The sequence below is a fragment of the Pseudoalteromonas luteoviolacea NCIMB 1944 genome, from assembly GCF_001625565.1.
In the GTDB taxonomy this organism is placed as follows: domain Bacteria; phylum Pseudomonadota; class Gammaproteobacteria; order Enterobacterales; family Alteromonadaceae; genus Pseudoalteromonas; species Pseudoalteromonas luteoviolacea_F.
In genome coordinates, this window is sequence record NZ_AUXS01000013.1 from 1 (window position 1) to 25994 (window position 25994).

General features: G+C 43.8%; 20 protein-coding genes. 10 read left to right on the forward strand and 10 right to left on the reverse strand.

Features of this window, described 5'->3' with window-relative positions; genetic code table 11:
- Positions 1–236 precede the first annotated feature (236 nt).
- From N483_RS01935 to N483_RS26835, 10 genes are all read left to right on the forward strand, one after another.
- Positions 237–926, forward strand: coding sequence for a DNA-3-methyladenine glycosylase I (locus N483_RS01935; protein WP_023398490.1), 690 nt, complete (start codon positions 237–239; stop codon positions 924–926).
- A gap of 3 nt (positions 927–929) precedes the next feature.
- Positions 930–2360 carry a protein adenylyltransferase SelO gene (locus N483_RS01940; RefSeq protein ID WP_023398489.1) on the forward strand — a complete coding sequence of 477 codons (1431 nt, stop codon included), beginning with the start codon at positions 930–932 and terminating at the stop codon, positions 2358–2360.
- The gene (locus N483_RS01945) at positions 2361–4163 is read left to right on the forward strand and encodes an ABC transporter ATP-binding protein (RefSeq protein WP_231105418.1); all 1803 of its coding nucleotides are present in this window, start codon (positions 2361–2363) and stop codon (positions 4161–4163) included.
- 118 nt (positions 4164–4281) lie between these two features.
- On the forward strand, positions 4282–5340 hold the full coding sequence (locus tag N483_RS01950) for an OmpA family protein (protein ID WP_023398487.1): 1059 nt from the start codon (positions 4282–4284) through the stop codon (positions 5338–5340).
- A gap of 255 nt (positions 5341–5595) precedes the next feature.
- Positions 5596–8193, forward strand: coding sequence for a bifunctional aconitate hydratase 2/2-methylisocitrate dehydratase (acnB, locus tag N483_RS01955; RefSeq protein ID WP_036975575.1), 2598 nt, complete (start codon positions 5596–5598; stop codon positions 8191–8193).
- Between the two features lie 234 nt (positions 8194–8427).
- Positions 8428–9372, forward strand: a complete 945-nt coding sequence (locus tag N483_RS01965) for a hypothetical protein (protein ID WP_023398485.1) — start codon at positions 8428–8430, stop codon at positions 9370–9372.
- On the forward strand, positions 9372–10349 hold the full coding sequence (locus N483_RS01970; RefSeq protein ID WP_036975559.1) for a hypothetical protein: 978 nt from the start codon (positions 9372–9374) through the stop codon (positions 10347–10349). The genes N483_RS01965 and N483_RS01970 overlap by 1 nt, the downstream gene beginning before the upstream one ends.
- A 287-nt stretch (positions 10350–10636) precedes the next feature.
- Positions 10637–11269 carry a 2OG-Fe dioxygenase family protein gene (locus N483_RS01975; RefSeq protein ID WP_023398483.1) on the forward strand — a complete coding sequence of 211 codons (633 nt, stop codon included), beginning with the start codon at positions 10637–10639 and terminating at the stop codon, positions 11267–11269.
- A gap of 10 nt (positions 11270–11279) precedes the next feature.
- The gene (locus N483_RS01980; RefSeq protein ID WP_023398482.1) at positions 11280–12515 is read left to right on the forward strand and encodes a cysteine desulfurase-like protein; all 1236 of its coding nucleotides are present in this window, start codon (positions 11280–11282) and stop codon (positions 12513–12515) included.
- A 223-nt stretch (positions 12516–12738) separates the two neighbouring features.
- Entirely contained in the window at positions 12739–12909 is a 171-nt protein-coding gene (locus N483_RS26835; protein ID WP_023398481.1) for a hypothetical protein, read from the forward strand.
- Between the two features lie 52 nt (positions 12910–12961).
- Here the strand turns inward: N483_RS26835 and N483_RS01985 are convergent, their stop codons facing one another.
- From N483_RS01985 to N483_RS02035, 10 genes are all read right to left on the reverse strand, one after another.
- Entirely contained in the window at positions 12962–13420 is a 459-nt protein-coding gene (locus N483_RS01985; protein ID WP_023398480.1) for a Crp/Fnr family transcriptional regulator, read from the reverse strand.
- Between the two features lie 14 nt (positions 13421–13434).
- Positions 13435–14841, reverse strand: a complete 1407-nt coding sequence (gene ntrC / locus N483_RS01990) for a nitrogen regulation protein NR(I) (protein WP_023398479.1) — start codon at positions 14839–14841, stop codon at positions 13435–13437.
- Positions 14841–15917, reverse strand: a complete 1077-nt coding sequence (gene glnL, locus N483_RS01995) for a nitrogen regulation protein NR(II) (protein WP_023398478.1) — start codon at positions 15915–15917, stop codon at positions 14841–14843. Before glnL ends, ntrC begins: the two co-directional genes overlap by 1 nt.
- A 102-nt stretch (positions 15918–16019) precedes the next feature.
- Positions 16020–16535, reverse strand: a complete 516-nt coding sequence (locus N483_RS02000) for a DUF4124 domain-containing protein (RefSeq protein WP_063383308.1) — start codon at positions 16533–16535, stop codon at positions 16020–16022.
- 241 nt (positions 16536–16776) lie between these two features.
- A complete protein-coding gene (gene glnA / locus N483_RS02005; RefSeq protein WP_023398476.1) occupies positions 16777–18183 on the reverse strand; it encodes a glutamate--ammonia ligase in 1407 nt (468 codons plus the stop codon).
- A gap of 431 nt (positions 18184–18614) precedes the next feature.
- A complete protein-coding gene (locus N483_RS02015; protein WP_023398474.1) occupies positions 18615–21053 on the reverse strand; it encodes an ABC transporter permease in 2439 nt (812 codons plus the stop codon).
- 12 nt (positions 21054–21065) lie between these two features.
- Positions 21066–21797, reverse strand: coding sequence for an ABC transporter ATP-binding protein (locus tag N483_RS02020; RefSeq protein WP_023398473.1), 732 nt, complete (start codon positions 21795–21797; stop codon positions 21066–21068).
- Positions 21798–21832: 35 nt separating this feature from the next.
- Entirely contained in the window at positions 21833–23080 is a 1248-nt protein-coding gene (locus N483_RS02025; RefSeq protein WP_023398472.1) for an HlyD family secretion protein, read from the reverse strand.
- Between the two features lie 153 nt (positions 23081–23233).
- Positions 23234–24532 carry a sensor histidine kinase gene (locus N483_RS02030; RefSeq protein ID WP_023398471.1) on the reverse strand — a complete coding sequence of 433 codons (1299 nt, stop codon included), beginning with the start codon at positions 24530–24532 and terminating at the stop codon, positions 23234–23236.
- The gene (locus N483_RS02035) at positions 24516–25874 is read right to left on the reverse strand and encodes a sigma-54-dependent transcriptional regulator (protein WP_023398470.1); all 1359 of its coding nucleotides are present in this window, start codon (positions 25872–25874) and stop codon (positions 24516–24518) included. Before N483_RS02035 ends, N483_RS02030 begins: the two co-directional genes overlap by 17 nt.
- Between the last annotated feature and the right edge of the window lie 120 nt (positions 25875–25994).

The following is a 25994-nucleotide window of genomic DNA, read 5'->3' on the forward strand; positions in this document are numbered from 1 at the left end:
TCAAAATAGCTCACCTCACCTCATTCAAAGCAAACGCATTCACTGCGCTCATGCCGCCAACCTTTTACACCAATTTAGTGTGAGGAAACCACTTTACTTCATTTGTAGCTATGGGGCTGCCCTGTTATTGGTCAGCTGCGAATAAATACCCTTATATCTTTAGTGTGTTTAGTAGGCACAATATGTGAGACTATTATTAATATTGAGATTTGGATTAATGTGATATAGGGGCGCCATTGACTCAATTTAATGAAATTTATGACAGAGCATGCGAAAGAAAAGGTGGCGAAGCGAATATACATACTTTGTTGAATGAGCCACATTCGTGTAATGCACTTAGCCTGCGCACTGACGATGAATGGTTAGAAGAATTCACACGTAAAATTTTTCAATCTGGATTTTATTGGTCAGTTGTAAATGCTAAATGGGATGGGTTTAGAGAAGTCTTTTGGAATTTTTCAATTGATAAACTGCTTTACATGTCGCCAGAGATGTACGAACAGCGTGCACAAGATGAGCGTATTATTCGCAACTATAAAAAAGTACAAAGTATCGCTATCAACTGCCATATGATTTATGAATTACAACAAGAGCACGGATCATTTTCAACTCTAGTAGCAAACTGGCCAAGTAGCGATATTATTAATTTGTGGCTATTACTTAGAAAAAGAGGTAACCGCTTAGGTGGTAACACTGGACCATTTGCATTACGAGCACTGGGCAAGGATACCTTTTTACTTACCAAAGATGTTGAGTCTTACTTGCGTGCCAATCACATAATTGATGGAGGCTTACAGTCGCTTAAATCATTGAAAGCTGCACAGCAGCATTTTAATGAGCTTCAACAATCGAGCGGTCTATCAATGACTGCACTTAGCCAGCTTATCGCCTTCAGTGTCGGCGATAATATAATACAGAGTAGTTAAGTTATGTTTTATTCACGATACGCTCCAATAGGTGAACAATTTGCAGTACCTGCGAAACCTAACGATTTTAGCAATGCCAAAGTTATATTATTCAATACCGAGCTGGATACTCAGTTGGGGTTGAATTGGGACTTAGACACTGCACGGTCCTATTTGTCAGGTAACCGACCTTTACCGGGAGCACAAAGTGTTTGTTTAGCTTACTCTGGACACCAGTTTGGTCAATTTAATCCAACTTTGGGTGACGGTAGAGCGCATTTAATAGGTTCGTTTATAGCAAATGGTAATGAGGTTTTTGATATTCAACTCAAAGGCTCAGGTGCGACAGTATTTTCGAGAGGCGGTGATGGGTTATGTGCGCTTGGCCCCGCTATTCGGGAATTTGTAATGAGCAAAGCTTTGTCGAGTTTAGGCGTACCTTCTACACAATGTTTGGCGGTATTGTCGACTGGAGACTCAGTGTATCGGCAAGGCGAATTGCCAGGCGCTGTTGTGGCGCGCGTTGCACACAGTCATATTCGAGTTGGATCCTTTCAGTATTTGGCAATGCAGCAAGACTCACAGGCGATGTTAAAATTGTTAGAGTTGACAATGAAAGACGTTGGCTTAGAGAGTAATGAAATTGCAGAAGAAGATATCTTTTCCTTCTTTGAGTTTGTATGTGATGCTCAATGTGATTTGATGCTGAAATGGTTACAAGTTGGTTTTATTCATGGTGTGATGAATACTGATAACACTCTGATCAATGGAGAAACCATCGATTATGGCCCCTGTGCAATGATGGAGTCATTTTCGTTTAACCGTGTCTTTAGTTCAATAGATCGGCAGGGGCGATATGCATTTGGCCAACAGCCAAATATGGCGAGTTGGAATTGTGGTCGATTGGCGGAGTCTCTATTGCTGCTTGTTGAAGATGAACAAGTGGCAATAGATCGCTTTTCAAAAATATTAGTCGGGTTTTCGGAGCGTTTTAATCAAGGTTATACGCAACTTTGGCGTAATAAACTGGGAATACTTGACGAACAGCCTGGTGATCAAGAGTTAGTGACTGAGTTATTGGAAATCATGACTCGTAATGAACTCGATTTCACGAACACCTTTGCCTCACTGACTGCGATAAAGATCAATCGCCAGCAGGCTCAGTACCCAGCTCCCCACGAATTGGACGAGTGGGTAAAAAAATGGCAATTACGCATTCAATATCATGAGTCAAGCGAGATCGCGGCAGTCATGCAGCGCCATAATCCGGCGATTATTCCTCGTAATGATTTAATGGAGGAAGTGATTCGTGACTTCTATCAATATGGTAACAGCGACGTTTTAGATAGTTGGTTGGCAGCTTTAAGTGCGCCGTACAACTATGATAATTACCCTGAAAAGTGGCTGTTATCTCAAACCAATACCAAGAGCTATCAAACTTTTTGTGGTACTTAAATGCCGAGTAAAAATATGACAGGTCCGTTGACGTGGAAAGAGATCCAAAGACAAGTGTTGAGGCATAAAAAGCCATTAATTTATGCACATTTGATTGCGTTGATGGCTGCTTTGGTGAGTGTGCCCATTCCACTTATGATGCCTTTATTGGTTGACGAAGTATTGCTTGAAAAACCAGGTGTGGCTGTTGAGTTTATGGATGGGTTATTACCGTCTGATTGGCAAGGGCCGACAGGGTATATCCTGTCGATTTTATTTGTTGTCATGTTGATGCGCGTTGGGGCGTTATTGCTTGGCGTTGCTCAATCTCGTCAGTTTACAATTATCGGTAAAGATGTGTCGCTGAATATTCGTCAACGCTTACTTTCTCACCTATCCAAAGTGCAATTAAAGGAGTTTGAAACACAGGGGGGCGCTGCAATCAGTTCTCGATGTGTCACAGATATTGAGACGTTAGATGGGTTTATCAGCCAGACAATGTCGCGCTTTCTCATTGGTTTACTAACCATAGTGGGAACAGCCATCGTATTATTGTGGATTGATTTTACATTAGGTTTGATTATTCTGACCTTAAACCCTGCAGTTATTTATTTTTCACGCCAGTTTGGTAAACAGGTAAAACACTTAACTAAAGAAAAGAACAACGCATTTGAAGCTTTTCAGACTGCATTGGTCGAAACGTTGGACGCTATTGCCCAATTAAAGGCAATGAGGCGCGAGCATGGCTATTTTGACAATGTACTAAATGCAGCGAAAGAGCTCAGGTATCACTCCGTGCAATCACAATGGAAAACAGATGCTGTTAATCGCTTGAGCTTCACGGTGTTTTTGCTTGGATTTGAAGTTTTTCGTGCCATTGCCATGCTCATGGTGGTGTTTTCTGGTCTATCAGTTGGTCAGATTTTTGCCGTATTTGGCTACCTTTGGTTTATGATGGGGCCTGTTCAAGAAATCTTGAGCATTCAATACTCATATTACAGTGCATCAGCGGCATTACAAAGACTGAATCAAGTACTCGATTTTGAAACCGAGTCATCTACTGAACATCGAACTGAAAAAGCCCGCAAGGTATTCAATGCTGAAAAAATCGCCATTGAATTTAAGCATGTAAACTTTGAGTACAATGATGGACAACCGATACTTAATAACGTCAGTATGCATATTCCCAAAGGAAAGAAAGTAGCGCTGGTAGCTGTGTCTGGAGGAGGTAAGTCGACTTTAGTGCAGCTATTGCTTGGTCTGTACCAAAAATCTAGTGGCGACATCTTAATCAATGGTGTGGCGGTAGAGGATGTTGGCTATGACCAAGTCAGAGAGCATGCAGTAACTGTGTTACAACAGCCTATCTTATTTAATTCCACCATTCGTGAAAACTTGAGCTTAGGTAATTTATGTACTGATGAGCAGTTGTGGCATGCTCTAGAAATTGCTGAGTTGGCAGACAATGTCAGAACGATGGAAGGAAAGTTAGATGCCATTGTAGGGCGAAATGGCGTTAAACTGTCAGGCGGACAGAAACAACGTTTGGCTATTGCACGTATGGTTGCAGCAAACCCTAAAATGGTCATTTTAGACGAAGCAACTTCTGCACTTGACGTAGAAACCGAAGCGCGGATCCACAAAAACTTGAATCAATTTCTCAGTGGGCGTACAACTCTCATCATTGCCCACCGGTTAAGTGCTATCCGTCAAGCGGACATAATTTATGTTTTAGATGATGGCCGTGTGACGCAGTCGGGAGACCATCACTCATTGCTTGAAGAAGATGGTTTATACCAAGTTTTATTTGGTCATCAAGGCTAGGTTCAGCTACATTTCTTAATTAAAAATACTTATATAGTGTTAAGTAATTATTAAGACATCGACTACTATTATCAGGCTATCAAAATTAATCAGTCTAGATTTTAGAGGGAAAAAAGCGATGAAACTTAAAATGCTAAGTATTATTGTGGCAATGGCGACAGCATCTTCGTTACAAGCAAGCGAAGTAGAGGAAGGTGCTTATATTGGTGTGTTTGGTGACTATTACGACGCGAGTTGGGAAAATATTCGAGGGGTTGGGAATGGCGGTGTAGGCATTGACAACTCTACTGGTTGGGGCGCTGAGTTAGGTTACCGCTTTAACAAATATTGGAGTGCGCGTATAGAGTATGCCGACATGGACTTTGATTTGGAAGGCGCAGGTGTTGGTTCTCAAGATGGTGACCGACTCGGCATTGATGGTTTATACCATTTTAATGGCGGGCCATTTTATGCACTTGCGGGCTTGAAATCGATTGATATATTCGATAGTAATTTATTTGCCAATGCAGGGGTTGGCTATCGTCATCATTTCACTGACAACTTTGTAGCTAATTTTGAGACCGCTATTTATCAGGGGTTAGAGCGTGGCTATACCGATGTCGGCGCAAAACTTGGTATCAATTATATGTTTGGTAAAGCTTCGAGTAGCCCGGCTAAGGTTGAACCAGCCCCTCAGCCAGCTCCACAACCTGTTGTCGTCGACAAGCCAAAAGACAGTGATGGTGATGGTGTATGGGACCGTGACGATCGCTGTGCAAATACACCAATGAGTGATGCTGTAGATGCGATGGGCTGTAGCTTATATGAAGATAAAGAAGTGACAGTCAGCTTGTTAGTGCGCTTCCCGAACAATAATTCGCAAGTGTCTCAACAATACCTAGATGATATCACCGCGGTTGTAGAGTTTTTGCGCGCTCACCCAGAGACTACCGTTGTACTTGAGGGGCATACATCGAGTTTAGGGAAAGCAGACTACAATATGTGGTTATCTAAAAAACGTGCAGATGCGGTAGCGGCGCAATTGGTTGATGAAGGGATTGCCCAATCGCGGATCTCCACCATTGGCTATGGAGAAGAGCGTTTGTTAGATAGCAGTAACACACAAGAAGCGCACACTGCGAACCGCCGTGTTGAAGCAAAGGTTATTTCTGTAGAAAGAGTGAAAGTTAAGAGATAGCCCTTACAAGTCAGCTGGGCGACATCTTGTTGTCCGGCTATCACGCTATGTTATTGAATAGTCGTGACTTCAATTTATGTGTTAAGCCTAAGCGCATTCATTCAATTAATACTCATTATTCCTTCCGACTACAACTTGCAAGATTTTCATCTTTGTCTTAAGCCCTTATAATCAAATAGCTAGATTAAAAGATAAGCAGTTATATACAAAAATACTAAAATGCTTATTAAAACACGTCACCAAGAGGATAAAACCGTGCTTCAAGAGTATCGAAATCATGTTGAAGAGCGTGCGGAAAATGGAATCGTCCCTAAACCATTAGATGCCCAGCAAACCGCAGACTTAATTACCTTAATAAAAAGCCCCCCGGAAGGAGAAGAAGAGTTTATTTTAGACTTATTGGTCAATCGAGTTCCGCCTGGCGTTGATGATGCTGCCTATATAAAAGCGAGTTTTCTTGCTGCCATCGCCAAAGGTGAAACCTCATCACCCCTAATTTCAAAAGTGTATGCAGTAGAGTTACTAGGTACTATGCTAGGTGGTTACAATATAGCACCTATGGTAGAGCTGCTTGATGACAAACAACTAGCTCCCATTGCCGCCAAGGGGCTATCGCATACATTATTAATGTTTGATGCGTTTTATGACGTTGAAGAAAAAGCGCAACAGGGCAATCAATATGCACAGCAGGTGATAGAGTCTTGGGCAAAAGCTGAGTGGTTTACTGAAAAACCTGCTGTAGCAAAGAAAATTTCAGTTACTGTATTCAAAGTGACTGGTGAAACGAATACTGACGATCTCTCGCCTGCGCCGGACGCTTGGTCTCGTCCCGATATTCCATTGCATGCGCTGGCGATGCTAAAGATTGAACGCGACGGGATCGTACCTGAAAAACCAGGAGAGATAGGCCCAGTAGCACAACTCGAATCGCTAAAAAGCCAAGGTTTACCACTGGCATACGTAGGTGATGTCGTAGGTACAGGTTCTTCTCGTAAATCAGCTACGAATTCGGTACTTTGGTTTATGGGTGAAGATATTCCCTTTGTGCCTAATAAACGTGTAGGTGGGATTTGTCTGGGTGGGAAAATAGCACCTATTTTTTTCAACACCATGGAAGACTCTGGTGCACTGCCCATCGAGTTACCCGTCGATAAGCTAAATATGGGTGATCAAATCGACATTTACCCCTACGAAGGCCTAGTTAAACGCTATGGTACGGATGAAATCATTTCTCAATTTACGCTTAAATCAGAAGTGATTTTAGATGAAGTTCAGGCAGGAGGGCGTATTCCGCTGATCATTGGCCGAGGTTTGACAGATAAAGCTAGGGCTTCTTTGGGCCTAGAGCAAGAGCGTATTTTCAAAAAGCCTGCACAAGCAGGCGAAACGGGAAAAGGATATACACTGGCACAAAAAATGGTGGGTAAAGCATGTGGTGTTGACGGCGTGAGACCCGGGCAATACTGTGAACCTGTGATGACTACTGTCGGTTCCCAAGATACCACAGGCCCAATGACACGTGATGAATTGAAAGACCTAGCATGCCTTGGCTTTTCAGCTGATCTCACGATGCAGTCTTTTTGCCATACTTCCGCCTACCCTAAACCTATTGATGTGAATACGCACCATACGCTACCTGATTTTATGATGAATCGTGGGGGTGTCTCTCTTCGCCCTGGTGATGGTGTTATCCACTCATGGATCAATCGTATGTTGTTGCCTGATACGGTTGGAACCGGCGGTGATTCCCATACACGTTTTCCTTTAGGGATTTCATTCCCGGCCGGTTCCGGCGCAGTTGCATTTGCAGCTGCGACAGGGGTTATGCCGCTGGATATGCCAGAGTCTATTTTGGTGCGTTTTAAAGGAGATATGCAAGTTGGGATCACATTGCGAGACCTTGTTCATGCCATTCCATATTACGCGATTCAACAAGGCTTATTGACGGTAGAGAAAAAAGGCAAAGTCAATGAGTTTTCAGGGCGGATCCTCGAAATTGAAGGGGTTGAACATTTAACCGTTGAGCAAGCGTTTGAATTATCTGATGCTTCAGCGGAGCGCTCTGCTGCGGGATGTACTGTTAAGTTGTCACAAGCATCAGTAGAAGAGTACCTTAATTCAAATATTGTCATGTTAAAATGGATGATATCTGAAGGTTATGGTGAGGTACGTACCATAGAACGCCGAATTGCAAAAATGCAGGCTTGGTTGGAGCGGCCCCATCTGATGGAAGCGGATACGGATGCTCAATACGCTCATGTATTGGAGATCGATTTAAACGAGATCAAAGAACCGATACTATGCGCTCCTAATGACCCTGATGATGCCCGATTATTATCAACAGTTCAAAACGAAGAAATTAACGAAGTATTCATCGGGTCGTGCATGACCAATATTGGACACTTCCGCGCAGCCGGCAAACTGCTTGATAATTTCACCGGCCAATTACCCACTAGAATGTGGATAGCACCACCGACCAAAATGGATAAAGATCAATTGACCGATGAAGGATACTACGGAATTTATGGTCGGGTTGGCGCGCGAATTGAAACTCCTGGATGCTCGCTATGTATGGGCAACCAAGCGAGAGTCGCAGATCGCGCAACGGTCGTATCTACGTCGACACGTAACTTTCCCAATCGTTTGGGAACAGGTGCGAATGTATTTTTGGCTTCGGCTGAACTGGCTGCTGTGGCAGCCATCATAGGCCGGTTGCCCTCGCCAGATGAGTATCAAGAGTTTGCCGCGAAGATTAATGCAACAGCGGCGGATACTTATCGGTATTTAAATTTCCACAAAATGTCGCACTATACCAAAAAAGCCGACAGCGTAATTATTCAACAAGCGGTGTAAAGGTTTAAAAAGCTCGCATTTGGCGAGCTTTTTTCATATATCAGGTCAATCAAAGCCTCACTGTGACTTGATGGTGTCTTGTCTATGTCCTTGACTATAAAGACGTCTGTACTAATGTTTATATCATCCACTGACATGCAATAGTCAGTATGAAACCGTTTCAATCGGCCTGTAAGCAAGGGGTTGTAATGTTGTGCCTTGTTATACAAGACAAGAACATTATCGGGGAAAACCATGAAATATACATTTGCCTTGCTGGGGATATTTAGCGGCTGCGTATCTGCAGCTCCACTACCTTCTTTCAGTGAAATTCGATTGGGGTTTGAGTCTATAGATTATAACGAATCACTTGCAGATGTTGCTGGGTTTGGCCAATTGTCTCAATCGATCTCAGTGTCTAACCCTGCAGTTAGACAGCTATCATATACAGGGATTGACGAACGTTGGGGGTTTTACATTGGCAGTGCAGCAACAATTTCGACAGAGATAGATCAAGAGACTTGGTCATTAAAAGACTTTGGTGCGATCCAGCAGAATGACTTTAAAGTAAAAGCCAACGAATTAGCGTTTACCGCAGCGTACAACTACCAACGTGCGCTTCAGTTGACGTTTGGGATGAAAATTTTTACTTCTAGCTTTACTCGTTCAAATTTTAAATTCGTTAATCCGGGTGCCACTCGATTCGACGACGCACTCAAAGCGCTGCCGCGTGAAGACGGGGATCCTGTGCCTCGTTTTGATTTGCCTGGTCAAACCAAAGATGGGGATGACGTATTGCAAGACAACCCTGCTTCGTTAGTGCCTGTGATCTCTGTGACAGAAGATCAAATGGGAATTTTAGCCACAATAGGTGCGCGTTACGATAGTAAGCTGGTGCGTCCAGAAGATAAATTTAGTTGGTATATTGAAGGTGAGCTGAGTAGCCCTATGTACAGCCGAATTCAGAATACGCAATTTGAAACCACAACCTTGACGGATAACTTTAATGGATGGGGGATGATGGCAAGGACGGGAGTGAGATATCAGGTGGTTGAGCATGTTGCTGTGATGTTTGGGGTGGATGCTTATTACAAAGAGCGAGATACCGTAACAGAGGAAGTGAACGGCCGACGTTTGCGTGTCCCCGAAATAGAGTATACTAATGTCTCTCTGACCGCAGGATTACAATGGAGTTACTAATGCGAATGAAGTTTGGCTTAGTTTTTGGGGCTGTGCTTTTAAACATAACGGGGTGCAAAACACTTGATTCAGTGCAATCACTCGGAGGGTCTTCACCTTCTAATGAACAAGTACAAGCGGCATACAGTCGTGCTGAAACTGCTTATCAGGAAGCACAGCAGGCAATGTATTTGGCTAATACTGAGTCACTGATTGATTACGACCGTACACGAGTTCAACAAGCGCAAAAAGAATGGCAGGAACTTGAGAAAAACTTTGCTGATTTAAAAGCCAAGCCATTTGAAGCACTAGATAGTGCCTCGTTCTTTTCTTCTCAGACTGTCAGTGGTGAAATTATTGAACTCAGCCAAGAGGTATTGGCCCTAGTCGGTGGCGCACAGGCGGCAAAGAAATTGATCTTATCTGTCTTGGAGCCTGTTCGTTCTCACTTTGCTGTTCTAGATAAATTTGCGGCGCAAGAGCATTTTCCTGCTCGATACCGCAAGTTAAGTGAGGCCCATAAAAAGTATCGTGCGATGTTAGTCGATGGCAAGCAACCAGAAGTTGAAGCCGAGCTTGCTGACTTTAATGTACAGTTGACAGCATTAGAAGTAAGTGCTGTTGAGCTTTATTACTTAGGTGAAATCTTGTCACAATTGCGTGCTATATCGGCATCAACAAAGGCTAAGATATTGCCAAGCGTTGCATTAGATGCGAGTAATACTAGTGAATATGCCAAGGTGTATATTCGCAATAATGTCCGTGATTATGAGCAAATTGAAGAAAAGGTTCGTCTAGCTAAATTGCAGCTATTAAGAGTGGAAAGTCTTTACCAAGAGCATATCTCGCGCAAAGAGGCACTGAAGAGTAATCAAGTTGAGGCGCAGCTCCTTGAGTTGGAAAGTCACTTATTGGCCTTAACGGAAAAAGTCGGTTTAGGCGATTTACGTCACCTGAGCTTTGCCGAGCAGCTTGCTGCAGTCAAAGAAAAGCTTTAATTCCCAGATTGTTTGCTAAGGCATGGTACTCAGTTCATTTTTGATGGTACGGTACCATGCTTGTGTAAATATTCATGCACTGAGAACGATTGATTAAGCAAAAATGCCCATCGCCTTACAAGGCAATAGTTGCCAAATTTGAAATTATTGGCATATTAATCTAACAATTGTTTGTAGATGGCATATTTATTCTTGTCTTTTGATAAAAACAAGTTATTCAAAATCAAAATTTCCATCTAAATAGATTAAGATCTCTGCCAATTTTACATCTACAGGCAAGAGCAAGCATGACAGCAGTAAACAACCAGAATTTGCTTCAACTTCGTTTTATTCAACAGTCGCATATTGACTCGGTCAAACCCTTTTTTTCCCGCTTGCCGGACAATCCTTACGCTGATGGTGCATTTCGCAAACGCCGTTATTCGGTGGTGAAGTTTGCCGCAGGTAATGTCTCAATACAGCCAACAAAAGCCTTTGTTCAAGATGACTCAATCAATCATTTCCAAGGCAACGTTGAGCGTGTTTATGAGAATTTGGAGTCGGATTTATTACAAAGTGATGGGTTTAAACATCTATTGCAAGAATTTAAAGCGATGACAGGTGTTGCAGATGATGCCGATATTGAAGTACATCAATTTAGAATGTTGGCGATTGAAAGTGATACGCCTCCTGCACCAGAAGGTGTACACCAAGATGGCTTTGATCACGTGTGTGTATGCGGTGTTTCGCATGAAAATATTGCTGGTGGTGAGTTATTGGTCTACGAACACAAAGAAGCTGAGCCATGTTTTAAAATGGAAATAAAAGACGGTTTGTTTGCACTTGTGAATGATCGTGAAGTCTGGCACAACGCTACGCCAATGAATAAGCTAAATGCCGAAGAGGTTGGTTATTTAGATTGTTTCGTATTTACCGCATAAAGAGGTCTCTATGAATCTAATGCCAATTCGCCGCCAATTTCCAGCGCTGATGCAAGAAGTATCTGGCGTCGCTCCAATATTTTTAGATGGCCCTGGTGGCTCTCAAGTACCTCAGTCGGTGCTGAGTGCAATGTCAGCATACCTTGGTTATTTTAACTCAAACCTTGGTGGTGCTTTTTTCTCAAGTGATAAAACAGTTGAACTGATGGGTCGAGCTAGACACTCTGTCGCACAGTTGCTTAATGCTCCAAGCAGCGATCAGATCGTATTTGGTGCGAATATGACAAGCTTGACGTTTAGCTTTAGCCGAGCGATATCAAGGCAGTGGCAAGCTGGTGATGAAGTGATAGTCACCAATGCCGATCATTATTCAAATGTATCATCTTGGCGTCAGGCTGCAGAAGACAAAGGTGCACAGGTACACGCTGTGCGCATCGATGAATCAGACTGCACACTTGACCTAGAGCATTATGCATCTTTATTGAATGCCAATACCAAGCTGGTTGCGGTGACCTATGCATCAAATACCACAGGATCTATCAATGATATTAAGAAAATTGTTGAGATGGCCCATGAAGTGGGTGCTTTAGTATATGTGGATGCCGTGCATTTTGCACCACATGAGCTAATCGATGTGCAAGCTTTAGACTGCGACTTTTTAGCATGTTCTGCTTATAAATTCTTTGGCCCACATGTTGGTATCGTATACGGTAAGCGCGAGCATTTAGAAGGGTTCACACCTTACAAAGTAGAGCCTGCAAAAGATGTGATCCCAGGTCGTTGGGAAACTGGCACGCAAAGCTTTGAAGGGCTAGCGGGCGTAATAGCTGCGATTGAATATATTGCATCACTCAGTGAGTTACCTGACTCGAAGCCTTTAAGAGTAAGACTAGAGCAAGCATTTGCTAACTCCAAAGCACATGAAATGGCCCTGAGCCAACATTTCCTTACAAAACTAGCTGACTTTCCTCAGATCACCTTGTATGGGATCAATGACCTCTCTCGTTTAGGGCAGCGCACGCCAACGTTTGCATTGACGTTTGACGGAATTGAGCCACGTAAAGTATCAGAATTTCTTGGTCAGCATCATATCTGTGTTTGGGATGGTAATTTTTATGCTCAAGGTTTGTGTGAGCAACTTGGTGTGATGGACAAAGGCGGTGTAGTGCGTATTGGCTGTATGCATTACAACACCATTGAAGAATTAGACAGGTTGTTTGATTTGTTTAGTGAACTACTCAACTAATAAAAGGGTGCCTCGCACCCTTTTTTGTTTCAGAATGGACCGGATTAGGTGCTTGGTTTTTAAATAGGTTAACTCTTTACTATCTCACACAATTATTACGGCTTGTAATGAAATAATATCCAGATTGAAATCGTTGCTTTTAAGCTTTGTTGGTGGTTATTTATTAATCAGGATGCAAGCGCGTCCTGTGTGAAAAATATCAACATATAAAAAGGAAATAACGATGAAAATCGCACTTAATAAACGTTCGGTAAAACAGTTAACAAGTAACAATAAAAAGCTAAATGCAGAGCAAACGCCGCAAGTGGCTGGTGGTATGTATGCAAGTTCGCCACATGTACCAGGCTGCATTTCTTACAATGGCTGGACATGTAATTCAATGTACAATTGTTAGGCTGAAGGTGACTACAGAACAGGGTATGTTCTGTAGTTCAAAAACCGTTTACTTACAGTTTCTCTTCGATAAAGTGATTGAGTTTGTGAATACGCTCACTCATCCCCGCAATAATTTTGTCTTTTATTTTTTCTCGTATGACGGCAGGTAACTTAGTTAGAGCTTCAGAGGTGATGGCCAATACAATGGTATCTGAGATGGCTTGTGCGCTGGTACTTCGCTCGCGATTGGAGATAAATGCCCCTTCTCCGACGAACTCTCCCGGTCCGACGTGGCCTATATCAACGTGATCTTTTTCGGCAAAAATACGTAATTCACCATTTAAAATAATATAAAGTCGGTTATCTTGCTCAAAACGTTTAAATGCGTAGCGATCTTTACTAATTAGATATAAGTGACTGAATGATTCCAATAGCACTTGCCGCTCAGCCAGTGTGAACTCAGTAAAAAAATCCAAGCGATTAATAATTTCAAGTTGCTTTATGGTGGTGATATTTTCTAACAGTTTCATGCTCAGTCGACCTACTAGTCATTTTCTAGCATATTGCGCTCTTTCAGCTTTCTGGTCAATGTATTACGTCCCCAGCCTATCTTTAAGGCTGCATCTTGTTTATGGCCATGGCATGCAGCAAGTGCTGATTTAATGAGTCTTGTTTCAAGCTGTGCCTGTACTTGCGGCCAAATGTGATCTTCTCCTAGCTTTAGTTGTTGATCTAACCAAAGTTGAAATGCATCCAGCCAGTCTTGGTTTTGCTCAAGTGTCTCCGTGCCAGTTGGTTGCATCAGCTCTGGTGGCAAGTCTTGCGGGCCAACCATGTCACCGGGTGCCATAACGGTTAGCCAGCGACAGGTATTTTCTAGCTGTCTGACATTACCTGGCCAATGAAATGCGCACATTTGTGCCAGTGCTTTATCAGTGAGTACTTTACTAGGCACTTTAAGCTCTTTTGCACTTTTGGCGAGAAAATACTCTGCCAATTTTGCGATATCAACGCTTCTTTCTCTCAGCGGAGGAATACGCAATCTAACGACATTAAGGCGATGAAATAAATCTTCACGAAATTGACCTTCACTGACAAGCTTTTCTAAATCTTGGTGGGTCGCCGCGAGAATACGCACATCAACCTTAACGCTTTGATGACCACCTACGCGGTAAAACTCACCATCGGCCAATACTCGCAACAATCGCGTTTGCACATCTAATGGCATGTCACCTATTTCGTCTAAAAAGAGTGTGCCGCCATTTGCCTGTTCAAAGCGACCACGGCGGACACTGTCCGCACCGGTAAATGCTCCTTTCTCATGGCCAAAGAGTTCTGACTCCACTAAGTCTTTGGGAATAGCAGCCATGTTGAGCGCAATAAATGTTTTGTCTTTACGGGGGCTATGATTGTGCAATGCACCTGCTACCAGCTCTTTGCCGGTGCCAGATTCACCATTGATCAATACACTCATACTGGATGCAGACAATTTGCCTATGGCTCTAAACACCTCCTGCATAGCGGGGGCTTCGCCAATGATGTCAGGGCGATCGGTCAGTGTCTCTTGTGGTTTAGTCTTGGCGTTTTGTTGTGCCGCTCGGTAAGCTCTGTCAGCCAGTGATGTTGCTTCATCTAAGTCGAATGGTTTTGCTAAATATTCAAACGCGCCTTTTTGGAATGCATTGACGGCGGAGTCCAAATCAGAATGGGCGGTCATAATGATCACTGGTAGTGAGGGGTACAGGCGGTTCACTTCTTCAAGCAACGCCATTCCATCGAGGCCAGGCATGCGCACGTCTGACATTAAGACAGCAGGCTGACCATATTCGAGGGCCGTTAAGACGTCTTGGCCATTGGCAAAGCTCTCCGTTGCAAAGCCTGCTCTAGATAAAGCCTTTTCCAATACAAATCGGATAGAAGCATCGTCATCAACTAACCACACACTTTTCATTATTTGCTCCCTAGCTCATTTTCAAAGGGTAAGTAGATACAAAACTCTGTATGTCCTGGCCAACTATCGCATTCGATAAAGCCGTTATGCTGCTCGACCAAGGTTTGCGCAATGGATAACCCAAGCCCTGATCCACCTTCTTTATTGGTAACCATGGGGTAAAAAAGCGTCGCTTTCAACGCTTCATCTATGCCAGGTCCGTTATCGGCAACTTTTATGAGCAACGCTTTTCTGAGGATTAATTTACCGCGCCTAACCCGGTGACAAATTCGGGTTGTGACACAGATCTCTCCTTTGCCTTGTAACGCTTGCTGTGCGTTTCTCACTATATTCAGTACCACTTGCTGAATTTTTGATTCGTCCACACAAATATCCGGAATACTGGGGTCGTAATCTTTGCGCAGCGTGAGTGCATGCTCGGTTTCCAATGCACTGAGCTTCAAAATTGATTCAAGCACTTTATGAATATTACACAGTGTACGCTTTGGTAGCTCATTTGGTCCCAGTAGCCTGTCAACCAACTCCCTTAACCGATCTGCCTGTGCGATAATCAACTGCGCGCACTCATCTCGCTCTTGTTGTTCAACTTCATACTGCAATAATTGCGCCGCTCCGCGTATACCACCGAGTGGGTTTTTAATCTCGTGCGCTAATCCACGGATCAGATTGCGAGCTGCCTGATATTGGTGGTCCTGATTAAATGCTTTGTCAAAGCGTAGTTCTTCATCAATTCGACGGCACTCCAATTGAATGAAATTACGATTGTTAATATGTAATTTGCGAGCGAACAAATTGATAGTGCTGGCTCTATTGTCAATGAATACAACGTCTACTTTATGTTGTTGGCAATCAATACCATCTTCAAGCACATAGCGCTTGAGCCGTTTTAGATCGATTAAATGGTGATGAAAGATGCTTTCAAAAGGCTGTTCGATGAGACGCTTTTGTCCTAGACCTAATAATTCGCTGGCGCTGTTATTGGCATAGTGAATCTTGAAGTCTTCGTCGAGTAAAATGACTGACGTTGATAAGTTTTGCCACAGTTCAGGCAATATCGATGAATTGAGGTGTTCCATTATGGGTCGCCTTGCACCAAGTTGGTGCATAGTAATTTAACACAAAAATGAACAGTGTGCTGTTGTTATTGGCTTGCTCACGCTGTGGTATCAATTTTGTGTTTATTGGTTTGCTCTGGCTTTGTGCAAATAAAAAATGGTTTCATCACTTTTAGTAACAACCTTACCTTTGGAGTTAAAAACCATCAGCTGAATTGAATGCTCACCTCGAGGCACATTGCGCAAAGCAAAAGTGATCGTATGTTGTTTTGGCCCTGTTGGCTTGCCATCTAGATAAAGTTGCACAGTAAAGTCTTTTGCAAATCTTGGGGTGATCTGTCCACTTACATACACGCTACCTGTGTTATCACGTAGCGTTTGTTTGTGATTCGGGGCGATAATGGTTGCTTTGTATTCAGTTGCGGTTTGTTGTGTTGAACTGTTTCCTAAAACTGAGGTGTCTGTTGCTGGCATCGTTAGGAAGTGCGTATTAATTTTGACTTCCGCAGCGCCTTTTCTCGGTGTGTCTGAATAGACCCAATTACCATTTTCATCTTTCCAGCGGTACACCTTTTTATCAGCATAGGCAGCATGGCTCGCTAGACATAATATTATTACTAACCACAGTCGACTCACCACAACCTCACCCTAAAAATTGAACAGTGTTAAAGCACATTATCATTGTCTCATTCTCAACATTGTGCAAGCGCTATTACTCACTGTTTAACTGTAGAGGTTTTACCGCGATTTTGCCATAAAAAAGCCCGCTATTGCGGGCTTGAGAACACATATGATTTAAGCGCGCATTTACACTATTAAATGCAACGAACATTGCGCATAGGTAACGAGCTACCTCTGTTCGCTGCGAGCATACTTTTCGTTATACGCTGTAGTACATTTCGAACTCAACAGGGTGAGTTGTCATGTTCAGCTTTTCAACTTCTTGAGACTTAAGTGCAATGTAAGCATCAATTAAGTCATCAGTGAATACACCGCCCTGAGTTAAGAATTCACGGTCAGCGTCAAGAGATGCCAACGCCTCATCAAGTGATGCTGCAACAGTTGGGATTTCTGCAGCTTCCTCAGCAGGTAGATCGTAAAGATCTTTGTCCATTGCATCGCCAGGGTGGATTTTGTTTTTGATACCGTCTAGGCCAGCCATTAGCATTGCAGAAAACGCAAGGTATGGGTTAGCTGTTGGGTCAGGGAAACGTACTTCGATACGACGTGCTTTCTCTGAAGGCACAACAGGAATACGGATTGAAGCTGAACGGTTACGTGCAGAGTATGCAAGCATTACTGGCGCTTCAAACCCTGGTACTAGACGCTTGTATGAGTTAGTTGAAGCGTTTGCAAACGCGTTGATTGCTTTAGCGTGCTTGATGATACCACCAATGTAGTAAAGTGCATCTTCAGATAGACCGCCATATTTGTCACCTGCGAAGATGTTTTGACCATCTTTACCTAGAGACTGGTGGCAGTGCATACCAGAACCATTGTCACCTACAACTGGCTTAGGCATGAATGTCGCTGTTTTGCCGTAGTGGTGTGCCATGTTGTGGATAACGTACTTCATCTCTTGGATTTCGTCCGCTTTAATAACCATAGTATTGAAGCGCGTAGCGATCTCGTTTTGACCTGCTGTTGCTACTTCATGGTGGTGTGCTTCTACAACTTGACCAAACTCTTCAAGTACTAGACAAGTAGCACTTCTCCAGTCTTGTGAAGAGTCTACTGGTGCAACTGGGAAGTAACCACCTTTCACGCCTGGACGGTGGCCTGTGTTGCCTTCGTCGTAGCTCTTGTCAGAGTTCCAAGATGCTTCTTCTGAGTCGATAGAGTACATAGAGCCAGACATGTCAGTTTTGTATTTAACATCGTCGAATAAGAAGAATTCTGGCTCAGGACCGAATAGTACTGTGTCTGCAATACCTGTAGAGCGCATATAGTCTTCTGCGCGCTTGGCAACTGAACGAGGGTCACGCTCATAGCCTTGCATTGTAGAAGGCTCAAGTACGTCACAGCGTACGATCATAGTCGTTTCTTCAGCAAATGGGTCAAGCTTAACTGTGCTTGCATCTGGCATTAATACCATGTCAGATTCGTTAATGCCTTTCCAACCAGCAATTGACGAGCCGTCGAACATTTTACCGTCTTCAAAGAAGTCTTCATCGGCTTGGTGATGAGGGATTGAAACGTGTTGTTCTTTACCTTTTGTGTCCGTGAAACGTAAATCTACAAACTTAACTTCATTCTCTTTAATAAAATCTAAAACCGATTGTGACATGTGTCCTCCGACTCGTGGGTTATTTTTTGCTGCAATAATTTGCTTAACTGCGCTTCTCTAAGCGTGATCTGTGCCAGAATTTTAAGTTATTGAAAATTAATATTTAATTGTTTTTCATATAGCAAGTAATGGACAATTGAACTAAATAGGTGCACCAATTAAGTACGGGCTGCACTATTTTGGTGCGTTTGCTGTGGCTGGTTGTGCCATTGACTATTCCAGCCACTCCAATACTTTGAGTGTATGCAAAAATGCGTGACTAGTACATGTTGGCTGAGTAGCGGGGTCGTAGTTACAAATGATGTGTAGCATATCTATGTGACTTATTGGTAGTACAAATAAACCAGCCGCCACGACAAGCCAAAAACAACGTCTCAGGAAGGAAATTATCGTGACGCTATATTTGGGCTGGCGGCTGGTTTGAACCATAATTAGGCCCCTTTTAATGCATACTGTGCCGGTCGGCGAATGATTTTCCAGGTTGATAGCAAGGTGATACCAATGACTAGACTTGCTATTAGAGCGACCGGGATAAACCAACTCCATACAGTCATCATTTGCATAATAGGCGTTGAAGCTGCGCTAAAGTAGCTGATAAGTAAAGCACAGGTAGCCGAAGTGGCTGCGATTAAAAATGGCAGCATGTTTTCTGCAAGTACCAATTTGAAAATGGCCAAAGGCGTTGCACCAATTGACATTCTAATACCGAGCTCATAACGCCTTAGGGCAATTGCATAGCTAAATACGCCGTAAATCCCAATACCTGCTAAAATCACCGCCACGGCTGAGAGCACAATAGTAAAGATGCTAGCGACACGCTGTGATTTGAGGTGTGAGGACAAAATTTGCTCCGTGGTTTGTAAGTCATAAACGCGTATTTGTGAGTGTACTTGCGCCAGCAAATCATTGATGCTTTGTCGAGTTAGTTGCACATTGGGCTTTGTTTCGACCACGATAATAGGGTATCCAGTATTTACGCGAGGACGATAGGTCCTAGAGATTGGAGGTTGGTTTGGCAAATTCAAATCACCTACGATACCCACCACGGTGATGGGTTCATTTGAGTTGCGTGCATACAATTTAGCGCCAATCGGCTCTTTTCCAGAGGCTTTGATCATATTCGCCATAAATTCGTTGATGATCACAACAGGTGCTCTATCTCTGGCTTCAGCGTCAGTAAAGTGTCGCCCCTGCGTTAAAGTTAGGCCGAATGTTTCAAAATAGCCGCGTGTACCCCAAACGCGCTTGTGTGTCACGATAGGCTTATCCATCCCGGGCTCTAATTGCGAATGATATGAGGAGAACTGTTCTAACCAATAAGAGATAGGTGGATAACTCCCAACACCTGCACGCACAACGTCACTGTGTTGATTAAGTTGCTCTGTCGCGTCTAGCACAAGTGTGGCGCGCTGTTCCGGCGACATGTCAGTGAGCAAGGTGCCAACGTTTAAAGCGATCTGTGCAGTATTTTCAGTATTGATATGAGTTGGTGCTGTGAGCTGTGCCCAGCTTTGTTTGAAAATACTCACACATAACACCAGCAATGAGATGCAAAAAAATACCTGCATTGATACCAGTACTTGGCGCGTACGCTTAGAGACTTGTACGCCAGAACCCTTGCCACTGCTTTGCAATGCACCAATAATGGCATTGTAATTCAGTTGCTTGCTGACCACCCAAGCGAGCGCGAAATTAAGAATGAGTGTTAAAACAATCGCAAATAGCACTGTGTTCATGTTGAGGCTGAGTTCATCTAAACGTGCAAGTGGACCTGCATATCCAGCTTTTAATAAGCCCAAAATAAGGCTTACAATACCGGTGGCAACAATGAGTGCGGCAGCGAATAGCAAGGATAATTCAACCAGTACTTGTTTGAATAAGTGGTGAGGTTGTGCGCCCAGTGCTGCTTGAATAGCAAAAGCGCGTTGTTGCTCAACAGCACGAGATAAGACGAGGTTACCTATGTTACTGAGGGCGATAAGAAGTAGCACCACACTGCCTGCTAACATCATGATACTGGTATTGCCTGCATCGCCAATAATGCGCTCTTTATACGTTGTAAAACGCCATTTAACTTCGGTATTTGCTACAGTGGGATCATCCGCAACCGCTGCTGGATAGCGTGCCATCACCCAATTATTGAGTGCTAGCTGAGTACGGTTGATATCTGCATCTTTGGCTAGTTTACCTACCAAGTGCACCTGATTGGAGGAAAATGTCCAAACTGGATCTGGAGTATCGCGATAGTCATAAGGGAACCACACATCGGTGCGCCAAGTGGGGGTTGCCAATACAGGCTCAGCGAAGTGTTCTGCAGTCACGCCAACGATGATAAAGCTGATGCCTTTGAAAGTCACAGAACGGTATAGCACTTCACTACTGCCACCGAAGTGAGTTTGCCAGACATCATATGAGATAATGGCAACAGGCTGATTGCTGTCGAGTCCTTCATCTTTTGTAAAGTGACGCCCTAGTGCCAGCGGTGCGTCGATGATCTGCATAAACTCGGGTGTGATGGCGCCAGTATTAAAGGTTGGACTGTTTGGCAAGCTTTGTTCAACATCTATGCTGATATTGTGTAGCGCGAAAGTCTCGATCCCAGGGTGTTGATCTTTATAGGCTTCAATTGCGCCGAGAAAGGGCAGGTAATTTTCACGCTTTACTTCACCGTCAGCGAGTAGCTGACCTTGCACTAGGATCAGCCTATCCTGATCAGGGTAAGGCAGCGGGGCGGCAATGATTTGGTAGTTCAAGTTATACATAGCCACCATCACACCTAAAGTGACGCCTAAGGTCATGATGATGGTAAGTGCATAGCTCTTAACTCGTGCTAGGCTTTTGATAGCGATTAATAAATTGTGTTTCAACATAATGGCACCTACTTACTGTGCTAGTGGAATTTCAAACGCAAGCTTAGTGTCGCTATGCTCTTCGCTATCGATGATTTTGCCATCGAGCAAATGTAACTGCCGAGTAGCCATGTCGGCATAGCGCGGATCATGTGTCACCATGCACAAGGTGGTGCCTTCAGCATTGAGCTGTTGCAACATGGCCATCACCGCATCGCCGTTGATTGAATCTAGGTTTCCTGTTGGCTCATCGACTAACAACATGCTCGGCTGACCAACCAGTGCTCTGGCAATGGCGATACGTTGTTGTTGGCCTCCGGAAAGTTGATTGGGTTTGTGGCTGGCACGATGGCTCATGTCGACTTTAGCTAGGCAAGTTTCCACTGCTTGCTTGATTTGCTGTTCTGGCAACGGCTCTTTTCGATACCTCAGTGGCAGCGCTACATTGTCGTAGACTGTCAGTTCATCAATCAGGTTAAATGACTGGAATATAAAACCGATTTTTTCATTACGAATATAAGCTGATTGTGCCAAAGTAAGCTGGCTGACCTCTTCGCCCTCAATTTGATACTTCCCTGAGCTGGGCATATCCAGTAGCCCTAAAATGGACAGTAAAGTTGATTTACCGCAGCCAGAGGGGCCACAGATTGACACAAAGTCACCGCGATAAATGGTCAAATCTATGCCTCTAAGTGCATGGGTTTCCATTTCTTCGGTGCAGAATACTTTGGTTACACCTGACATTGTTAATACACTTTCTTTCATGTCTAATTCCTTGCTTTTTATTTTTGTTATCGGGTTCAAAGTAGTGTGATGGTTTTATGTTCACTGTGTTGTGTCATGTCTGAGAGAATGACTCGTTGGTTTTCCTGCGCACCTTCTAAAACTTGCAAGTGTCGACCTGCGTCTGCGCCAAATCGTACTGTGGTTGCAACGGCTTGCTCGCCTTGGATTACGTATAACTCTGCCGCACTATGGGCTTGCTTATTAGCTGGACGTTCTACATATAAAGCATTATTTAATTGGTTGGTGAGGATCTCGGCTTCTACGCTTAATTCTGGTCTTGCAGACTCAGGTACGCCCTCGGAAAATGACAGCTCAACCTCGATGGTGCCATCTTGAACTTGTGGCGTGATGCGAGTCACGGTGGCTGGAACACGTTCACGGCGAGTATCGATAGTTGCTGATTGTCCGACTTTGATTTGCTCTGCTTTTGACTGCGGTACGCGGATCAGCGCTTGTAAGTCCGAATTACTCCCTACCTGTGCCAGTTCTTGACCAGCAGACACACTTTGTCCAAGCTCAACAGCTAGGCGTTGGATGGTGCCGCTGATCCCCGCTGTGACTTCCAGTTGCTGAGCGCGTTGCTCCAATCTGGCTAAGTTAGAGCGCGCTTGATTCACTTGTTGCTGAGAGATTTCAATATCCTCTTGATGTAGTTGATCAAGCTGAGTTATACGCTGACGCTGCAATTCGGCGCGCGCACCTAGCTGTTGCTCTTCTAGCTCTGCGGTTTGCACATCTATAGCAGGTATTACGCCTTGGTCACGCAGCACTTGCTGTGCTTGGCGGCGTAATACCAGCGATTGGTACTCACTCTCAAGCTGTGCTTGAGTGGCTTTTTCAGAGAGGCGCTCCCGTTGGTTGGCGAGTTTTTGACGACGTAAATTGGCTTCTTGCTCTTGCAGTGCCATACGAGCAGTTTCGATCGACTGTTTGAGGTCGGGATCTTGCATTCTTAAGATCACAGAGTCGGATGATACAACCGCTCCAGGGCGCAGTAGTATTTCGCTGACAGTGGCACTACTTTGTGCAGTTAACAGCTTTTGCTGATTGGAACGCAGTACGCCATATCCATCAACTTGGATAGCCAAATCACCCCGTTGTACCGTCGCGATAATTAAGCCGCTCTGTTGTAAGCTGGTGGAACTAGATGATGAAGTGAAGTGAAATACACCGCCTAGCACAGCGGTACAGACAACTAGTGCCGTAATTTTTCTCTTAAGAGAGTGTTTTGGCGTTACTGTTTTTGATCTAACGACGTCCATATTTATCTTTATGATTTATTGATGATGTAAAGGATTGAGCAAGCCATATGCCAAACTTTAATGCTTTGATTTTATTCTATTTTTGTGTTTTTGTTCTCTTATTTTAAAACAGTGAAGTCCGAAACCGGACCTCACTATATTAAATTCGGACACTCAAGGGGTAGGTTGCGTCAATGAGATCACCGCGCAGGCACCACGGTGTCCATCGGCTCGATTTATTAACTGTAACTGGCCATTCATTTGCTCTGTGAGGTGTTGGCACAACATCAAACCAATACCTTCACCGCGATCTTTTGTGGAATAAAAGGGAACGAATAGGTTATCTGGATTGCTTAGGCCATGGCCATTGTCAGTGAGGCTTATCGTCGCAGAGTGGTTTTTAAGCTTCAGTGACAGGGTCAGCTGGGGCCGATCTGTACAGGCTTCCAAAGCATTTTTGGTTAAATTGATAAGTACTTGTTTAAGTAGTGTTGCATCGCAATGCAATGGTAAATGTTGACCTTCTAGTTGCCAATGTGCTTGAGGAAATAAGGAGGTGAGCTCCGTGCATACCTGCTCAAAAGGCTGCTCATAGGCTTTGACAGTGACACTTTGCTGTAGCTGCGCGTACCTTTTGACAAACTCAGCTAGGTGTTCGCAGCGTTCTACAATTACCTCGAAAGCGGCGCTATCGCGTTCGCTTGTTGCTCTGTGTTTGAGTCTCTCTAGCATTGTACTGACGGGCGTTAAGGAGTTGCGGATTTCATGACTTATGACCCGGATCAATCTTTGCCAAGCTTTGAGCTCTTGCTCTCTTAATGCAATTTGGATATCTGTCATGACCAGCAAGTGATAGGTATGTCCGTTGTGGTTGAAGTTACTATGGCGTACTTGCCATCTTTGCTGATGTTTCTCATCTTTAAAGTGCCAATCGGGCTGGTGATCCAAGCCAAGTCGTGCGGCAGTTGTAAAACGCAGTGTTTGCCAAGGCTTATCAAATAACGCGCTGCAGGCCTGGTTGCCAAAACTTAATTGTAAGCGTTCGTCAAACACTAAAATAGGGGTGTTTAGCTGTTTGACCAAGCGAAGAAGTAGTATTGAATCTTTGTCTTCACTTTCTTTTGTTGAAAGTAAGTCATCACTTAGTTTGTTTAGCTGGTGGTGGAATTGACCGACTACCCCGGTAGGGAAACGGGCTTTTGCCTGTTGGCTAAAGTCTTGCTTTCGACATGACTCCAACTGGATTGTGCTGCGTAAATAAGAGGATTTGACTTGTGTGACAATACGGTAAAATGTCCAAATAGTTACACCGACCCAAGTTACCAAGCAGCTTATGGTTACAATGTTTAAAAGCGGTTTTTCCTGAACCAGACCAAACTGCCAGCAAATTGTGAGCAAGCTTATTTGTATTAGGATTAGCAGTAGGCACTGTCTTTTCCAAAATCCTTCGAGGCTATTATTCTTCCAATGCATATTTTTCTAACCGCCGATACAGCGCCTGTTTCGTGATCCCAAGCTGTTGTGCCGCTTTGTTTTTATTGCCGTCGAATTTATTCAGAGCTTGCACAATAAGGTGTTTTTCAGCTTGTTCTAGCGTCATCTCTGGCAATGTATCTGTGAGCTTATTTCCTTGAGCATGGGGCAGGTGTAAATCATTGGCGAGAATGACACTGTTTTGGCAGAGCAATACAGCCCTTTCCATTAAGTGACTTAACTCTCGCGTATTGCCGGGCCAGCCATATCGCATTAATGCTTGCTTAGCACAGGGCCCGATAGTGAGATTTGGCTTGTTATATTTGGCACCGTGGCTAGTTAAAAAGTGTTCGGCAAGTGGCACGATATCATCAATACGTTCACGTAAAGCGGGGATAGTAAATGCGAATGTATTGAGACGATAATACAAGTCTTGTCGAAACTCATTCTTCGCGATGAGTTGCTCAAACTCCGCATTGGTTGCGCTGATAAGCCGAACATCGCTGGTAAGGGTTTTGCTTGACCCCACCATTTCAAATTCACCAGTTTCAAGCACCCGGAGTAATTTTGCTTGTTGAGCCAGTGGTAAGGTGCCTATTTCATCTAAAAATAAGGTGCCTTGATGTGCCAATGCAAAACGACCAACACGTTCTGATTTTGCATCAGTAAATGCGCCTTTGACGTGACCAAATAATTCGCTTTCAAATAATTGTTCTGGAATTGCAGCCATATTGAGTGAAATAAATGGGTGTGTATTGCGCTGCGATTGATTGTGGATCCAAGTCGCAATATGACTTTTTCCTACGCCATTCTCGCCAGTGATAAGAATATTTGCATCGGTTTGGGCCACAGCGCTGAGCTGTGCCATCAGGTGTTGCATGACGGCGCTTTGCCATATGGGCTTATCGCAATTGGGTTTGAGTACTTGTTTGAGGGCGGTGTTGTTTTTTTGCAGTCCAGAAATTTTTAATTGCTGCTGAATCACTTGCTCGAGGCGCTGGTTTTGCCAAGGCTTTTCAATAAAGTCGACGGCCCCAAGTTGCATTGCCTGCACTACTAAATCGGTGTTTGACCAGGCTGTTATCGCAATGACAGGGATATCGATTTCATCTCTTTTTAGGTTGCGCAAAAATCGCAATCCTTCTTCACCCGAAGTGGAGTCCAAATCAAAATTCATGTCGAGCATGATCAAGGCTGGCTGGGTATGGTGGAGAAACTCATGTGCCTGTACGGGGTTTTCCACTTCTTCGACTTGATAGCCAAAATCTTCCAAGACAAACCGCGCTGCGAGCCTGACTTCGCGATTATCTTCCACAATCAGAATTAAAGACTGTGATTTCATGTTTCGTTCCTTTGTTTTTCTTACTACCCATTTTGCTATGGGCTTATCAGGCAGTTTAGTACTTTGTACAGGAACAAACAATAGACAAAAAAGTATCTGATTTCGGCGGTAAATTGCGGT

What these genes read in the sequence shown, in the direction of transcription:
- N483_RS02035 (WP_023398470.1), bottom strand. Translation starts at nt 25,874, where the DNA reads ATGAAATCACAGTCTTTAATTCTGATTGTGGAAGATAATCGCGAAGTC.
- N483_RS01985 (WP_023398480.1), bottom strand. Translation starts at nt 13,420, where the DNA reads ATGAAACTGTTAGAAAATATCACCACCATAAAGCAACTTGAAATTATT.
- N483_RS01970 (WP_036975559.1), top strand. Translation starts at nt 9,372, where the DNA reads ATGCGAATGAAGTTTGGCTTAGTTTTTGGGGCTGTGCTTTTAAACATA.
- N483_RS26835 (WP_023398481.1), top strand. Translation starts at nt 12,739, where the DNA reads ATGAAAATCGCACTTAATAAACGTTCGGTAAAACAGTTAACAAGTAAC.
- glnA (WP_023398476.1), bottom strand. Translation starts at nt 18,183, where the DNA reads ATGTCACAATCGGTTTTAGATTTTATTAAAGAGAATGAAGTTAAGTTT.
- N483_RS01980 (WP_023398482.1), top strand. Translation starts at nt 11,280, where the DNA reads ATGAATCTAATGCCAATTCGCCGCCAATTTCCAGCGCTGATGCAAGAA.
- N483_RS02025 (WP_023398472.1), bottom strand. Translation starts at nt 23,080, where the DNA reads ATGGACGTCGTTAGATCAAAAACAGTAACGCCAAAACACTCTCTTAAG.
- N483_RS02030 (WP_023398471.1), bottom strand. Translation starts at nt 24,532, where the DNA reads ATGCATTGGAAGAATAATAGCCTCGAAGGATTTTGGAAAAGACAGTGC.
- N483_RS02015 (WP_023398474.1), bottom strand. Translation starts at nt 21,053, where the DNA reads ATGTTGAAACACAATTTATTAATCGCTATCAAAAGCCTAGCACGAGTT.
- N483_RS01940 (WP_023398489.1), top strand. Translation starts at nt 930, where the DNA reads ATGTTTTATTCACGATACGCTCCAATAGGTGAACAATTTGCAGTACCT.
- N483_RS02020 (WP_023398473.1), bottom strand. Translation starts at nt 21,797, where the DNA reads ATGAAAGAAAGTGTATTAACAATGTCAGGTGTAACCAAAGTATTCTGC.
- glnL (WP_023398478.1), bottom strand. Translation starts at nt 15,917, where the DNA reads ATGGAACACCTCAATTCATCGATATTGCCTGAACTGTGGCAAAACTTA.
- N483_RS01975 (WP_023398483.1), top strand. Translation starts at nt 10,637, where the DNA reads ATGACAGCAGTAAACAACCAGAATTTGCTTCAACTTCGTTTTATTCAA.
- ntrC (WP_023398479.1), bottom strand. Translation starts at nt 14,841, where the DNA reads ATGAAAAGTGTGTGGTTAGTTGATGACGATGCTTCTATCCGATTTGTA.
- N483_RS01965 (WP_023398485.1), top strand. Translation starts at nt 8,428, where the DNA reads ATGAAATATACATTTGCCTTGCTGGGGATATTTAGCGGCTGCGTATCT.
- N483_RS01950 (WP_023398487.1), top strand. Translation starts at nt 4,282, where the DNA reads ATGAAACTTAAAATGCTAAGTATTATTGTGGCAATGGCGACAGCATCT.
- N483_RS01945 (WP_231105418.1), top strand. Translation starts at nt 2,361, where the DNA reads ATGCCGAGTAAAAATATGACAGGTCCGTTGACGTGGAAAGAGATCCAA.